General features: G+C 64.9%; 16 protein-coding genes. 8 read left to right on the plus strand and 8 right to left on the minus strand.

What is annotated here, in order from left to right; genetic code table 11:
• Complete coding sequence (locus tag P9254_RS13360; RefSeq protein ID WP_278055117.1) at nt 1–939, minus strand: CHAD domain-containing protein; 939 nt, start codon at nt 937–939, stop codon at nt 1–3.
• On the minus strand, nt 936–1,409 hold the full coding sequence (locus P9254_RS13365) for a CYTH domain-containing protein (protein WP_278055119.1): 474 nt from the start codon (nt 1,407–1,409) through the stop codon (nt 936–938). The genes P9254_RS13360 and P9254_RS13365 overlap by 4 nt, the downstream gene beginning before the upstream one ends.
• A 90-nt stretch (nt 1,410–1,499) precedes the next feature.
• On the opposite strand from P9254_RS13365, the gene P9254_RS13370 reads away from it, so the two are divergent.
• Genes P9254_RS13370 through P9254_RS13385 form a run of 4 tightly spaced genes read left to right on the plus strand, consistent with a single transcriptional unit; the run spans nt 1,500 to nt 5,216 of the window.
• Entirely contained in the window at nt 1,500–2,204 is a 705-nt protein-coding gene (locus P9254_RS13370; RefSeq protein WP_067323437.1) for a DUF1956 domain-containing protein, read from the plus strand.
• Nucleotides 2,201–3,154 (plus strand): HlyD family secretion protein, encoded by a 954-nt coding sequence (locus P9254_RS13375; protein ID WP_095799517.1) that lies wholly within the window; start codon nt 2,201–2,203, stop codon nt 3,152–3,154. The genes P9254_RS13370 and P9254_RS13375 overlap by 4 nt, the downstream gene beginning before the upstream one ends.
• Nucleotides 3,151–4,071 (plus strand): ABC transporter ATP-binding protein, encoded by a 921-nt coding sequence (locus tag P9254_RS13380; RefSeq protein ID WP_095825068.1) that lies wholly within the window; start codon nt 3,151–3,153, stop codon nt 4,069–4,071. Before P9254_RS13375 ends, P9254_RS13380 begins: the two co-directional genes overlap by 4 nt.
• Before the next feature lie 8 nt (nt 4,072–4,079).
• A complete protein-coding gene (locus P9254_RS13385; RefSeq protein WP_095777075.1) occupies nt 4,080–5,216 on the plus strand; it encodes an ABC transporter permease in 1,137 nt (378 codons plus the stop codon).
• A gap of 15 nt (nt 5,217–5,231) precedes the next feature.
• Here P9254_RS13385 and P9254_RS13390 read toward each other — a convergent pair whose 3' ends face one another.
• Together P9254_RS13390 and P9254_RS13395 are read right to left on the minus strand one after the other, a co-directional pair.
• Complete coding sequence (locus P9254_RS13390; RefSeq protein WP_278055123.1) at nt 5,232–6,212, minus strand: threonine/serine dehydratase; 981 nt, start codon at nt 6,210–6,212, stop codon at nt 5,232–5,234.
• 313 nt (nt 6,213–6,525) lie between these two features.
• The gene (locus P9254_RS13395; RefSeq protein ID WP_067003166.1) at nt 6,526–6,849 is read right to left on the minus strand and encodes a hypothetical protein; all 324 of its coding nucleotides are present in this window, start codon (nt 6,847–6,849) and stop codon (nt 6,526–6,528) included.
• A 176-nt stretch (nt 6,850–7,025) separates the two neighbouring features.
• On the opposite strand from P9254_RS13395, the gene mbfA reads away from it, so the two are divergent.
• Nucleotides 7,026–8,009, plus strand: coding sequence for an iron exporter MbfA (gene mbfA, locus P9254_RS13400; protein ID WP_067003167.1), 984 nt, complete (start codon nt 7,026–7,028; stop codon nt 8,007–8,009).
• A 167-nt stretch (nt 8,010–8,176) separates the two neighbouring features.
• On the opposite strand, the gene P9254_RS13405 is transcribed toward mbfA, so the two are convergent.
• Complete coding sequence (locus P9254_RS13405) at nt 8,177–8,521, minus strand: antibiotic biosynthesis monooxygenase family protein (RefSeq protein WP_067003170.1); 345 nt, start codon at nt 8,519–8,521, stop codon at nt 8,177–8,179.
• Nucleotides 8,518–8,886: an NIPSNAP family protein gene (locus P9254_RS13410; protein WP_067003171.1), complete on the minus strand. Its 369-nt coding sequence runs from the start codon at nt 8,884–8,886 to the stop codon at nt 8,518–8,520. The genes P9254_RS13405 and P9254_RS13410 overlap by 4 nt, the downstream gene beginning before the upstream one ends.
• A gap of 186 nt (nt 8,887–9,072) precedes the next feature.
• On the opposite strand from P9254_RS13410, the gene P9254_RS13415 reads away from it, so the two are divergent.
• Nucleotides 9,073–9,747, plus strand: coding sequence for an ArsR/SmtB family transcription factor (locus P9254_RS13415; RefSeq protein ID WP_067323441.1), 675 nt, complete (start codon nt 9,073–9,075; stop codon nt 9,745–9,747).
• A 24-nt stretch (nt 9,748–9,771) separates the two neighbouring features.
• Here the strand turns inward: P9254_RS13415 and ligD are convergent, their stop codons facing one another.
• Both ligD and P9254_RS13425 read right to left on the minus strand, forming a co-directional pair.
• On the minus strand, nt 9,772–12,285 hold the full coding sequence (gene ligD / locus P9254_RS13420; protein ID WP_278055126.1) for a DNA ligase D: 2,514 nt from the start codon (nt 12,283–12,285) through the stop codon (nt 9,772–9,774).
• A gap of 153 nt (nt 12,286–12,438) precedes the next feature.
• On the minus strand, nt 12,439–12,945 hold the full coding sequence (locus P9254_RS13425) for a YciE/YciF ferroxidase family protein (RefSeq protein WP_067003177.1): 507 nt from the start codon (nt 12,943–12,945) through the stop codon (nt 12,439–12,441).
• A gap of 398 nt (nt 12,946–13,343) precedes the next feature.
• Between P9254_RS13425 and P9254_RS13430 the strand changes: the two genes are divergently transcribed.
• Both P9254_RS13430 and P9254_RS13435 read left to right on the plus strand, forming a co-directional pair.
• Nucleotides 13,344–13,490: a hypothetical protein gene (locus tag P9254_RS13430; RefSeq protein ID WP_082953820.1), complete on the plus strand. Its 147-nt coding sequence runs from the start codon at nt 13,344–13,346 to the stop codon at nt 13,488–13,490.
• A 195-nt stretch (nt 13,491–13,685) separates the two neighbouring features.
• Nucleotides 13,686–14,138, plus strand: a complete 453-nt coding sequence (locus tag P9254_RS13435; protein ID WP_095799522.1) for a thiol-disulfide oxidoreductase DCC family protein — start codon at nt 13,686–13,688, stop codon at nt 14,136–14,138.
• Nucleotides 14,139–14,302 lie beyond the last annotated feature (164 nt).

Raw genomic sequence — 14,302 nt, forward strand, 5'->3', positions numbered from 1 at the left:
TCAGGCCGCGACCGGGCCGGCTTCCTCATGCGGCGGCGCGAGGTCGTCGCGAGCCTTGCGCGCGAGCTTTCTGACCGACCGCTTGGGGCTGTCGCCGAACAATTCGGCGGCATCGGCAAGACAGGTCTCGCTGAGGCTTTTTTCCGCACGCTTCAGCAGCTTGCGCAGAAGCCTGGTGTCTTCGGGCGGACCGAGCGGCTCGCCAGCGGCGACGAGCAGTGCGCGCATGACGAAGACGTCATGCAGCTCGCCCAGCCGTTCGCCAAGCTTGTCAACCGCCTTGCGGCGCGCCTTGATCGGCGCCGGCCACAGGCGGCCGAGCAGCGACAGATGCATCGAATGCGTCTTGCACGCCTTGCGCAGGTCGTGAAAGTCATCGGCCTCGCCGCGCGAGCTCGCCTTATCCAGCGCCTTTTTCGCCCGCCGCAAGGCGGCGCGGGCGCCTTCGGCCAGTATGTCGGCCGCCTGCTCGGGCTGATCGGGGAGCGACAGCCTGTCGATACGCTCCAGCCCTTCCCGGCAGGCAGCGACCGCGGCGTTTATGGCAGCGTCGAGACCGGGGCCGGCATGGAGCTCGTGCTGGCGCAGCACCAGCCGCTCGCGGATGGGATCGAGCTCGCCGGCCGCGGTTTCATCCGGAAAAGCGGAGCCCAGACGGTCGATGGTCTCGATGAGAGCGGTCGCCTCGCGCGGGCCGGCAAGCAGCGCCGACACCTGCTTGTAGCATTCGTTCTCGGTCTGGCAGAACGGTTCGTCTCCGGAACGAACCAGGCGCAACAAGGCGCGCACGCCCTTAAGCCGCTTACGGCACTTGTGCAGTCCCTGCTCCGGCTTGTCGCGCGCCGTCTCGAGTTGGCCAAGCGCCTTGCCGATCTCGTCAGCCAATATGCGCCTGACCTCGCCGGTCAGCGGCAAGCGCGGATCGATGCGAAAGCTCATGCGGCTATCTCCGGAATCCCGCCGAGGGCCAGCGACGCGTTGTAAAACCTCGACTCACCGGTGACCTCGCGACCGAGCCAGTCGGGCAGCATTTCGTCAGGCACGTCCTCCGGCGTCTCCAACTCCGCGACCACCAGCCCCGAGAGCACTCCGCCGAACACATCGACTTCATAGAGATAGCCGCGGTGCCTAACATGGTGACGTGTCTTCTCGATGACACGCCCGATCGCGAAGGCCATCAATTCCTCGGCCTCGGCGAGCGGGATCGGATATTCGAATTCGTCGCGCTCGCGCGCCTTGCTGCCGAACTTCAGCGTCAGCGCGGCGGAGCCTCCGTCGCTGATGCGTACGCGAACCGTGCGTCCAGGCTGCGCGGCGACGTAGAACTGACGAATGCGGATATGCGCCTCGACCAGGCTGCGCCAGGCGGGATCAGCGACCAGGAACTTGCGCTCGACTTCCTTGCCCATGGCCGCGCACTAAAGCCCGCCCGCAGGAAGATGGCAAGCCGCGTTGGAATTCAATTTGACCTTAATCAATCGATTGATTAAATGGGTGCAATGAGCAAACAAACGAACGCCAAAGGGCCGCAACGCGAAGCCTCTCCCGCCGATCAAACGCGCGCGGCGCTGGTGCAGGCCGCGCTGAAGCTGTTCGGCCGGCAGGGCTTCGACGGCACCTCGACGCGCGAGATCGCGGCCGAGGCCAAGGCCAATATCGGCTCGATCGCCTATCATTTCGGCGGCAAGGAGGGGCTGCGCGCCGCCGCCGCCGACTTCATCGTCGAGACCATCCAAGGGATCGCCGGCCAGGCGCTCGGCGCACCCCAGCCGGCGGCCCCTTCGAGCCCGGAAGCCGCCCGGGCGCAGCTCTTTGCCGCGCTGGCGCGGATGGTCGGCTTTGTCGTGGCAAGTCCCCAGGCCGGCGAGATCGTACAATTCGTACTGCGCGAGCTCTCACACCCGACGGCGGCGCTCGACCGCATTTATGCCGGCGTGTTCGAACCGACGCATCGCCGGCTGTGCCAGATCTGGGAGCAGGCGACCGGCGAACCGGCCGAGAGCGAGGCCACCAGGCTCACCGTGTTCACCATCATCGGGCAGGTCATCTATTTCCGCATCGGACGCGAGGCGGTGATGCGCAGGATGGGCTGGCGCGAGATCGGCGACAAGGAGGCCGCCAAGGTCGTGGCGGTCGCGACCGACAACCTCAGGGCAATGCTTGCGGCGCGCGACGCAGCCGCCGGCAGGAAGGTCAAATCATGAGCTTACTCTGTTCGCTGCCGCTCGCGGCCCAGCTGTTCGGCGCCTGCGCGCCGGCCGCCCCGCTTGCCGTCGGCTATGTCGAAGGCGAATATGTGCTGCTGGCGCCGATCGAAGTCGCGCAGGTCGAGACCGTGACGGTCAAGCGCGGCGACCGTGTCGAGTCGGGCGCGCCGGTGGTGACGCTGGAAAGCGCCGATGCCAAGATCGCCGTGGCGCAAGCCCAGGCCGCGCTCGCCCAAGCGCAGGCGCAGCTTGCCGACCTCAAGGTGGGCAAGCGGCCGGAAGAGATCGCCGTGCTCAAGGCGCAGGTGGACATGGCGAAGGCGCAGGCTGCCGACGCCAAACGCAAATATGACCGCGCCAGCGATCTCTACAAGCGCGGCACCGGCACCCAGGCCGATTATGACACGGCCTCGGCTTCGCTGGAGACCGCCAACGCGCAGGTCGGCCAGGCGGAGGCGAACCTTGCCGTCGGCGGCCTGCCGGCGCGGGCCGAAACGATCAGAGCTGCCGAGAACCAGGTCAAGCAGGCGCAATCGGAATTGGGGCAGGCCGAGTGGCGCCTGTCCAAGCGCGTGCTGGCGGCGCCTTCGCCCGGCCGCATCGACGACGTGATCCGCAATCCCGGCGATACGGCCGGACCGACCGCGCCGGTGATCTCGATGCTGCCCGACGGCGCGGTAAAACTCAGCGTCTATGTGCCGGAGACGGCCTTCTCCTCGGTCAAGGTCGGCACCCTGCTCAGCGTCCGTTGCGACGGCTGCGGGCCGGATTTGAAGGCACGCGTCAGCTATGTGTCGCCCGATCCCGAGTTCACCCCGCCGGTGATCTACTCGCTCGAGAACCGGCAGAAGCTGGTCTATCTCGTCGAGGCGCGGCCGGAGGGCGATGCCCATCCGCTGCAGCCCGGCCAGATCGTCGATGTCGACCTGGCGGATATTGACAGATGAACGTCATCGACGTCCGTGGGTTGGTCAAGCGCTTCGGCGACAAGACCGTCGTCGACCATGTCACGATGGCGGTCGCCGAGGGCGAGATCGTCGGTTTCCTCGGGCCGAACGGCTCGGGCAAGACGACGACCATCCGCATCATGTGCGGGCTTTTGACGCCGGATGCGGGCGAGGGCACGGTGCTCGGCTTCGACATCCTTACCGACGCGCTCAAGATCAAACGCGAAGTCGGGTACATGACGCAGAAATTCTCGTTCTACGAGGATCTGACGATCGGCGAGAATCTCGAATTCGTGGCGCGGCTCTACCAGCTGAAGCCGGTCGAGGAGTATGTCTCGCAAACGCTGCAGGAACTCGGCCTGACGACGCGCCGCAACCAGCTCGCCGGCACGCTTTCCGGCGGCTGGAAGCAGCGGCTGGCACTCGCTGCCTGCATCATGCACAAGCCGAAGCTGCTGCTGCTCGACGAGCCGACGGCTGGCGTCGACCCGAAGGCACGGCGCGAGTTCTGGGACGAGATCCACCGCCTGGCCAGCGGCGGGCTCACCGTGCTGGTCTCCACCCATTACATGGACGAGGCCGAGCGCTGCCACCGCATCAGTTACATCTCCTACGGCAAGATGCTGGCCACCGGCACCGTGGACGAGGTGGTGAGGAATGCCGGCCTTACCACCTTCGTGCTGCAGGGACCGCGGCTCGACCGCGTGGCCGAGGCGCTGCAGGGGCGTCCGGGCGTCGACCAGGTGGCGCCGTTCGGCGCCACGCTGCATGTCGTCGGCTCCGACAAGGCAGCCCTCGAAAAGGCGCTCGCCGATGTCGAGAAGGAGCACAAAGGGGTGACGGTGGCGCCGGGCGAGACCAGCCTGGAAGATGTCTTCATCCAGTTCATGTCCGGCTCGAAGGACAACATGGCATGAGAGATGGCGTGAGAGCGATCTTTTCCTTCGCGAGACTCGGCGCGCTGCTGATCAAGGAATTCATCCAGATGCGGCGCGACCGCATCACCTTCGCCATGATGCTGGGCGTGCCGCTGATACAGCTGGTGCTGTTCGGCTATGCCATCAACAACGACCCGAAGAGCCTGCCGGCAGCACTCGTCGCGACCAGCAGCGATCCCTACACGCGGGCGATGGTCTCGGCGCTGCAGACCACCGGCTACTATCGCTTCGACCATGTGGCGCAAAGTGCGTCGCAAGCCGAGTTCCTGATGTCGCGCGGCGATGTCGCCTTCGTCGTCACCATCCCGGCCGATTTCGCGCGACGGGTGGAGCGCGGCGACAATCCGCAGATCCTGATCGAGGCGGACGCCACCGATCCGGCGGTGGCGAGCGGTGCCATCTCGACGCTGAGCACCGTCGCCGGCCAAGCGCTGCTGAGAGCGCAAGGCATGCAGGAAGCGGCGAAGGAGGCGGCGCGCGGCCAGCTCGATGTCGTCGTGCACCGGCGCTACAATCCGGAAGGCATCTCGCAATACAACATCGTTCCCGGCCTGCTCGGCGTCATCCTGCAGATGACCATGGTGATGATGACCTCGATCGCGCTGACGCGCGAGACCGAGCGCGGCACGATGGAAAACCTTTTGGCCATGCCGTCCAGCCCGCTCGAGATCATGCTGGGCAAGGTGCTGCCTTACCTGGTGGTCGGCGCGGTGCAGGTGGTGGTGGTGCTGGCAGCGGCGAAGCTCCTGTTTTCCATTCCCTTCATGGGATCGCTGTCGCTCCTGCTCTCGGCGGTGCTGGTTTTCGTGCTGGCGCTGGTGCTGCTTGGCTACACGATTTCGACGATCGCGCGCACGCAGATGCAGGCGCTGCAGCTCACCTTCTTCTTCTTCCTGCCCTCGATCATGCTGTCGGGCTTCATGTTCCCCTATCGCGGCATGCCGGGCTGGGCCCAGATCCTTGGCGAGATCTTTCCGCTGACGCATTTTTTGCGCATCACCCGCGCCGTCATGCTGAAGAGCGCGGAACTGCCGGCTGTGGCGACCGAGATCGGCTGGCTGGTGGTGTTCGTGGCGTTGTTCGCCGGCGTTGCGCTGGTGCGGTTCCGGCGGACGCTGGATTGATCGGCGACTGACCGATCAGGCCGCCGCCGCCATGATCTCCGCGTAGGTGCCGAAATCGACATTGCCGCCGGAAAGCACCACCGCCACGCATTTGCCGGCGAGATCGATCTCGCCGGACGCGAGCGCCGCGAGCGCGACGCAGCCGCCGGGCTCGACCACCAGCTTCAAGTACGCCATGGCGTCGCGCATGGCTTGCGCCGTGGCCTTGTCGGAGACGGCGATGGCGCCGGCGAGGTTTTTGCGGTTGATCTCGAAGGTGATGGCACCGGGCTCGGCGGTCAGGATCGCATCGCAAATAGAGGCGTGGCCCGGCTCGTTCGAGACCCGCTCACCCTTGGCGAGCGAGCGGCGCGTGTCGTCGAAATGCTCCGGCTCGACCGCCCAGACTTGCGTCTGTGCCGAGGCGTCCTTCACCGCGACGGAAATGCCGCTCGACAGACCCCCGCCGCCGCAGGGCACGACAACTGCGTCCAGGCTGACGCCCAGCGCCTTCACCTGGCGCACCAGCTCCAGCCCGATGGTGCCCTGGCCGGCAATGATGGCCGGATCGTCGAAAGGCGGCACCAGCGCCATGCCCTTCTCGATATAGGGGCGAACGATGGTCATGCGGTCGTCCTTGAAGCGGTCGAAAGGCACCACCTCGGCGCCCATCTTGCGCACATTGCCGACCTTGAGCGCCGGCGCGTCCGCGGGCATGGCAATGACCGCCCTGACGCCGAACATGGCGGCCGAAGTGGCGACGCCCTGCGCGTGATTGCCGGACGAAAAGGCGACGACGCCGCGGCTGCGCTCTTCTTCGCTTAAGCACGACAATTTGTTGTAGGCGCCGCGGATCTTGAAGGAACCGGTGCGCTGCAGCGTCTCCGGCTTGAACAGGATGCGGCCGCCATAGCGCTTGTTGAGCTCCGGCGATTCGATCAGCGGCGTTTCGACGATCAGCCCGGAAAGCCTGGCGGCAGCGGCGTGGATGTCGGAGATGCCGGGGAGGGCGGTCATGGTGGGCCTCGTGAGAATGATGCACATATGCTGCACGGAAAATGCCGCGGCGCGCCAACGAAAAAATGTGATGGAGACAATATTGGCGATGATAGCGTCGACGGCCGTCACCTTCGTCAGTCTCAGGCGGAGCAAGGAGCGAGGCGACGCGGGAATCCATGTGGGCACCTTCGCGATGCGGGCAGCCGAAGCAGAACGGACACTCTTCGCAGGGTCCTCCAGAGCGCGCTCTCGCTTCTGCATTCCGTGATAGCGCTCGCGACATGATCCTCGGGTCAAGCCCGAGGATGACGAAGCGAAGGGCGGCCGCTGCTCACCCCAGCAGCGCGCGCGTCCGCTTCTTGCCGCCGAGCTTGCGCCAGCTGTTGAAACGATGCGTGGCGGCAGCAAAAGAGATCTTCATCTGCTGGGCGACCGTGTAGCGCGACTTGCCGTCGTCGAACATGCGGTAGCAGCATTCGACGCCTTCCTCGGTCAGCTTGCCGTCCAGCGTCTTGTTGTGCGGATTGGCGGGGTCGAATTTTTCGGCCTGCTGCTCGACCAGGCCTTTGAGCCGCTGCAGGTCGGCCTCGATGCTGGCGATGAGATCGAGAACCGGCTTTGGATCGAATGCGTGCGGGGGCTTCTTGTCCGTCATCCCGTGTTTCCTTCGTTTTTGGCTAATGCGTTCCATATAGGTGAACATTCGGCAATAATGAAGGGTGCGAGCGGAAAGCTGGATCGACGAATTCTGCCTGTCCCGCGGCGTTCGCGATTGACCCTCGGCAAACGATTCCCTAGTTTAGAATCGTTCTAAACTAGGGTGATTTTCTCATGCTTTCCCGTGTTTTCGGCTTTGGCCGCCGCTCCTTCGATTCGCTGTCGGAGCAGGAAATCCTGGCGCTGGCGATTTCGTCGGAGGAGGACGACGGACGCATCTACCGGGCCTATGCCGACGGGCTGGCACAAGAGTTTCCACAATCGGCCAAGGTGTTCGAGGCCATGGCGGAGGAGGAAGACGGCCACCGCGATTCCCTCATCGAGCTTCACCGCAAGCGCTTCGGCGAGCGCATCCCGCTGATCCGGCGCGAGCATGTGCGAGGCTACTACGAACGCAAGCCCGACTGGCTGGTGCGGCCGCTCGGCATCGAGCATGTGCGCCGTCAGGCCGAGGACATGGAGCGGCAGGCTTATCGCTTCTATGTCGAGGCGGCCAAGCGCACCACCGATGCGTCGACCCGGAAGCTGCTCGACGAATTGGCGGCGGCGGAACTCGGCCACGAGAACTCCGCGCATGAACTCGAACAGGAGCACGTCCCGGGCGAGGTAAAGGAGGAGGAAGCGACAACCGAGCAGCGCCAGTTCATCCTCACCTATGTGCAGCCGGGGCTGGCCGGGCTGATGGACGGGTCGGTGTCGACCCTGGCGCCGATCTTCGCCGCCGCCTTCGCCACCCATGCAACCTTCCAGACCTTCCTCGTCGGCCTCGCCGCCTCGATCGGCGCCGGCATCTCGATGGGCTTCACCGAGGTGGCTTCCGACGACGGCAAACTTTCGGGGCGCGGCTCGCCGGTGAAGCGGGGGCTCACCGTCGGCATCATGACGACGCTGGGGGGACTCGGCCACGCGCTGCCCTATCTCATTCCCTATTTCTGGACGGCAACGATCGTTGCCGCGATCGTCGTGTTCTTCGAACTGTGGGCGATCGCCTTCATCCAGAACCGCTACATGCAGACGCCGTTCTGGCGCGCCGCCTTCCAGGTGGTGCTGGGCGGCGCGCTGGTGTTCGGAGCGGGTGTGCTGATCGGCAATGCGTGAGGGCCGACCCTCCTTCTCCCCTTGCGGGAGAAGGTGTCGCCGAAGGCGACGGATGAGGGGTGTTCCAGGGAACGCCGACGTCTCACTCCGCTGGAACACCCCTCAACCGTCTCGGCGCTGCGCGCCGATCCACCTTCTCCCACAAGGGGAGAAGGGAGAGCCGCGTTTCACCCATTCACTATGCGGCTGTCTTCGGGCGCTTCAGCCCTTTCATTTAGCCCGTAATCGCGCACCACATGGGCGATGCGCAGACGATAGCCGGCAAAGATGCCGCCACGGCCGGCCTTCTGCGCCTGCCGGTGCTCCTCGGTGTTGCGCCAGGCCTTGACGGCTTCCTCGTCGCGCCAGAAGGACAGCGAGAGCACGCGCCTCGGATCGGTCAGGCTCTGGAAGCGCTCGACCGAGATGAAGCCATCGATGCCGTCGAGCAGGGGCTTGAGCTCGGCGGCGATGCCAAGATAGGCGTCACGTTTTCCCTCCGCCGGCTCGACTTCGAAGATGACGGCGATCATGCCTCTATCCCTTCTTTGACCGTTACGTCGGTGCGAAAGACCTGCCTCGGGCCATGCGGTGCCGAGACCAGTTTCAGGAAGATCCGGTCTTCCTTGAGAATGAATTTCTCGCGCCGCGCGAACTCATAGTTTGCCTTGCCGGCTGGGTCGGCGGCAAGCCGCGCGCGATAGGCTTCGTAGGCCGCGAGGTTCTCGATGTTGTAGGCCGCGTAAGCCGTGGTGGCCGAACCCTCATGCGGCGCGAAATAGCCGATCAGCTCGGCGCCGCAGCGCGGAATGGCCTGACCCCAGGCACGCGCATATTGCTCGAACGCGGCCTTGCCGAAAGGGTCGATCTCGTAGCGGATGAAGCAGGTGACGGTCATTTCGGTCTCCTCGTCGATTGGCTTACTGGGTCGGTGGGCTTGCTGGCGGCGACGGTTCGACCACGGTCGAAACATCGCTTCACCGGCTGTGCTAGACGTTCTGGTGTCAGCAGCGTTTGCCGAGCTCCTTGAGCTCGCCTGAGAATAGTGCTTCCCTCACGGGAATGCTTCGATGAGGATCGAACTATGCGTGAAGGACCCGATATCGCCCGCATCGCCAGCCTGGTCGGCGACCCGGCCCGCGCCAACATGCTCAACGCGCTGATGGGCGGCACGGCGCTGACCGCGTCGGAGCTGGCGCTTGAAGCCGGCGTGTCGCTGCCCACCGCGTCCTCGCATCTGTCCAAGCTGATGGACGGCGGGTTGCTGACGCTGGCGAGCCAGGGCCGGCATCGCTACTACGGCCTTGCCGGCCCGCAGGTGGCGGGCATGCTCGAGGCGATCATCGGCGTCGCCGAGGCGGTCGGCCCGAAGCGGGTGCGGCCCGGCCCGCGCGACGCGGCCATGCGCGTGGCGCGGGTGTGCTACGACCATCTTGCCGGCGAGCAGGCGGTGGCGATGCTCGACCGTCTGGTCGACCGGAAGCTGCTGCTGCGCCAGGAGAACGAGATCAGGCTGTCGCCGTCAGCCATTTCGCATTTCGCCGCGCTCGGCATCGAGATCGACAGCAAAGCGAAGCGGCCGATCTGCCGCGCCTGCCTCGACTGGAGCGTGCGGCGCTCGCATCTGGCCGGCGCGCTGGGCGCCGCCATCCTCGACAAGGTCATCGTCGAAAAATGGGCGCGGCGCGACAAGGACAGCCGCGCCGTGGTGTTCTCGCCGAAGGGCAAGCAGGAGTTCGAGAGGGTATTTCTGGCGTGACGGACTGGCCGGCTCGGCTGTTGGCTAAGCCCGCTTGAGCGGTTTGCCCAGCTTGAAGAAATCCGCCCACGGATCGGCCTTCTTCAGCTGCTTTAGCGTCGTGGCGTCGCCGAGCGGAAACGCATTGGGCGGCAGGCCCTTCTCGATCTCCGGCCAGGTCACCGGCATCGACACCGTCGCGCCCTTCTTGGCGCGCGAGGAATAGGGCGCGACCGTGGTCGCGCCGCGGCCGTTGCGCAGGTAGTCGACGAAGATCTTGCCGGTGCGCGCCTTCTTCGACAGCGTCGCCGTGTAGCGGTCGGGCGCGGCCTGCTCCAGGGCGCGGGCGAAATCATGGGCGAAGTCCTTCACCTCGTCCCATTCGGCGGAGGGCTTGAGCGGCACCAGCACGTGATAGCCCTTGCCGCCAGACGTCTTGACCAGCGTCGGCAGCGACAGGTCGTTCAGCTTGGCTCGGATATCGAGGGCGGCGGCACGCACCGCCTCGACCCCGATGCCCTCGTCCGGATCGAGGTCGAAGATGATCTGGTCCGGCTTTTCCAGTTCGTCGACGGTCGAGCCCCAGATATGAACCTCGACGACGCCGTATTGGACAAGGGCTGCAAGCCCGTCGAAATCCCTGATGAACAAGATCTCCTCGCCGTCGGTCGGATCGTTCATCCTGGCGATCTTGTCGCTCATGCCCGGTGAGGCATGTTTTTGGAAGAAGCGCTGGCCATGGATACCGTCGGGCGCCCGCACAAGGCTGAGCGGCCGGTTGACGACGAATGGCTCAATTCGCGGCCAGACCAGGGCGTAGTGATCGAGGAGATCCTGCTTGGAGACCTTTTCGTCGGGCCACAGCAGCTTGTCGGGATGCGACAGCTTCACCGAGGTCTTCGCCGTTCCGGCCGAGGTTTTTGTCTCGGTCCTGCCGCTGCTCGCCTTTGCTCCGCTTTTTGTCTTGCCGTCGGCTTGCTTCGGCTTTTCCTGCACCACGTCCTCCGCCGGCTTGTCCTCGCGCAGCCCCTGGAACGAGGCGTGGCGGATTATATGGTCGGATGTCCAGCTGCGGAACTCCACTTCGCCGACAAGCTCGGGCTTGACCCAGACGAGGCCCTTGCCCTTCGGCACGGCGGCAGAAAAAGGCGACTTCGTCGTCCTGAGGCTGTCGAGTTTTTTCTTAAGGTCCGCAGCCACCTTGCCGGAAAAGCCGGTGCCGACGCGGCCGGCATAGTTGAGCTTGCCGCCTTCATGATAGCCGACCAGCAGCGAGCGCAGGCCGCGCCCGGTCTTGTCCGAGGGCAAGTAGCCGCCGATGACGAATTCCTGGCGCAGCGTGCACTTCGACTTGATCCAGGTGAGGCCGCGGCCGCTGCGATAGGGCGCGTCGGCACGTTTCGACACCACGCCTTCGAGACCCATGCGGCAGACATGCTGCAGCATGACGCTGCCTGGTTCCGCAAAATGATCGCTGAAGCGGACGGCGGATTGCTCCGACCGCTCGCCGAGCAGTTCGGCCAGCGCCTGCTTGCGCTCGACCAGCGGCTCGCGGCGAAGGTCCTCGCCATTGAGCCGCATCAGGTCGAAGACGTAGTAGATGAAGCGGTCGGTGCGACCGGCCGAGAGATCCGCCTGCAGCATGGCGAAGGAGGACACGCCGCTGTCGGCCAACACGACGATCTCGCCGTCGATGATGGCGTCGCGGCATTTCAGTCCGGCAAGCTCGGCCACGACCGGACCTTCGAACTTCTTCGTCCAGTCAAGGCCGGTGCGGGTCAGCAGCCGGACATCGCTGCCGGCGATCTGCGCCTGCATGCGGTAGCCGTCGAACTTCACCTCATGCACCCATTCCTCGCCGGAAGGCGCATTCTTTTCGAGCGTCGCCAGCTGCGGCTCGACGAATTCGAGGCGTGGGGATTTTGCCTTGCCTGCAGCCGGCTTGTTGGAATGCCAGACCCTTGGTTTGGCGCCCTTGGCCGTCTTGCCTTCGCCGATCTCCTCGATGGTCAAGCCCGACTTTACCGATTGCGGCGCCTCTACAAGTATGTCTTCACCAGGGCGGGCGGCGGCGTCATTGGATTTGATCAGCAGCCAGTTGTCGCGCTTTTCGCGCGGGCGCGGCTTCAGCCTGACCAGATGCCAGCGGCCGTTGAGCTTCTGGCCTTCGAGCTCGAAGTCGATATGGCCCTTCTTCATGCCCTTGGCCGGGTCGCCGTCGGGGATCCACCGGCCTTCGTCCCAGACGAGGACGGAACCGCCGCCATATTCGCCCTTCGGAATGGTGCCCTCGAAAGACGCATAGTCGATCGGGTGGTCCTCGACATGCACCGCCAGCCGCCTCTCGTGCGGGTCGAGACTCGGTCCGCGCGTGACCGCCCAGCTCCACAACACGCCATCATGCTCGAGCCGAAAGTCATAGTGGAGCCGCGTCGCGGCATGCTTCTGGACAACGAAGATGCCGCCGGCGTCGGTCTTCTTGCTGGGCGCGAGCTGGCCGGCCGGCTCCGAGGTTTTCCGGAAATCGCGCTTGGCGTGGTATTGCTCGAGGCCGGCCATGACATCGTGCTCCTATGCGGATCTGCGCCTGGACGTAGACGCCACGGCGACCTCCCTGGCAGGCGGGTGCCATCGCAACGGCCAAGGCTCCGCTTCGGTTCCGGGCAGGCGAAAGCCGGCGGCTGTCCGCCGGCCTTTCGGACTCACAACTAGCTATTCGGCAGCCTGGAGATTGACCTTGCTTTCCGCGATCTCGGTGAGCTTGCGATCTGTCGCCTCTTCTTCCTTGAGGTTCTTGGCCAGCACATTGGCGCAGTCGCTGCGGCCGAGCTGCTTGGCCCAGGCGATCAGCGTGCCGTAGCGCGTTATCTCGTAATGCTCGACGGCCTGAGCCGAGGCGATCAGCGCGGCATCGAGGACCTCCTTGTCCTCCACGTCGCCGCTCACGTCGTCAGCCTCCTCGAGGATGCCGTCGATGGCGGGGCAGTTGACGGTCTTGGCCTTGACGCCATGCAGCTCGAATACCTGCTCGACCCGTTCGATGTGGCCCTTGGTCTGCGCGAGATGCTTCTCGAAACCGGCTTTCAATTGCGAATCCGTCGCCTTGTCGATCATCTTCGGCAGCGATTTCTCGATCTGTTTTTCGGCATAATAGATGTCGCGCAGCGTGTGGACGAAGAGGTCGTCCAGCGTCTTGATGTCCTTCGAAAAGAAACCCATGGCGGTTGCCTTCCATGTCTGGTGTTGTCTGGAAGTTGCGCGGCCGGTCCGCCGCCAACGCGGCCGGGTTCGGCCCCGGCCTTGATCGATCAACGTCACCGCGCAGGGCAGGTTCCGGCCGGCGGACGACGCCGCACGGAAATTTCAAGCCACCTTCGATGCGTGAAACAGAAGCGCGCCCAAGCGACATAGAGACGAAACATATGTGATGCAAAAGTCACACGAGCCGGAAACGCGACAAAAGGCGTGGAAACACCGCGAATCAGCCGCATTCCGGCCACGATGCAACGCGTTTCGGACCAGAAATTAACATGGCGTTCACCGACTATTCACGCCTCGAAGGCTATGATCCCCGCAATTCGGAAGGGACATCCGAAAACGGGACAGGGACAGGGAAAATGAACTTCTGGAACCACATCGCCGGCTATGCCGCCGCCATCCGCGAATTCGTCGCGCCGACCTATCGGCCCGAGCGCTATTACATGCGCGGCCCGGGCCCGGCCTGCGCACGCCGCGGCAACCAGCTCGGCATCGGCACGCACTGACCACGATGCTCGACAGCCGCCACAACAGCCGGATCTGCAAGCCGGTCGCCGACACCCGCGCCACGACCTATCGTGACGAGCGCCCCGCCGTCATCGACGGCAGGCGTGCGACAACGCCGCGACTTTGACGCCGCCGCCGGCTGGCTTAGTGTCCCCCTAGCTTAGTGCCTAGGGGCACAAGCAGCCGGGGCCGACATGACCGACCTGTCCGAACAGAAACGTCCCCTCCTCCCAGGCCAAGCTTACGATGCCCGCCAGCCGCTGCTCGTGTTCGACGGCGTCTGTGTGTTCTGCTCGGGCTTCGTCCAGATCGTCCTCAAGATCGACCGGAACAAACGCTTCCGCTTGGCCACCGCGCAATCGCCGCTCGGCGAGGCGCTGTTTCGTGAGCACGGCCTGCCGACCGAGGATTACGACAGCAACCTCGCCATCATCGACGGCGCCGCCTTCACGAAGCTCGACAGTTTCGTCGCCGTCATGGCGGCGCTCGGCTGGCCGTGGCGCGCCGCGAGATTGCTGCTCGTCCTGCCGCGGCCGCTGCGCGACTGGCTGTACGACCGCATCGCCAAGAACCGCTATGCGCTGTTCGGCCGCAAAGACAGCTGCGAGATCCCCTCCGCCGAGCTGCGGCAGCGGCTGATCAGTTGAGATCGGAGGGTCGGATGAAGCTTCTGATTGTCCGCGGTTACGGCACCTTCGGCGGACGCATCGTGCAGTTGCTGGAGAGCGAGCCGCGTCTGACCTTGCTCGTCGCCGGCCGCTCGCTCGCCAAGGCCGAGGCCTATTGCAAAGGACGAGGCGGTACCAAGGCC

The sequence above is a fragment of the Mesorhizobium sp. WSM4983 genome, from assembly GCF_029625765.1.
In the GTDB taxonomy this organism is placed as follows: Bacteria; Pseudomonadota; Alphaproteobacteria; order Rhizobiales; family Rhizobiaceae; genus Mesorhizobium.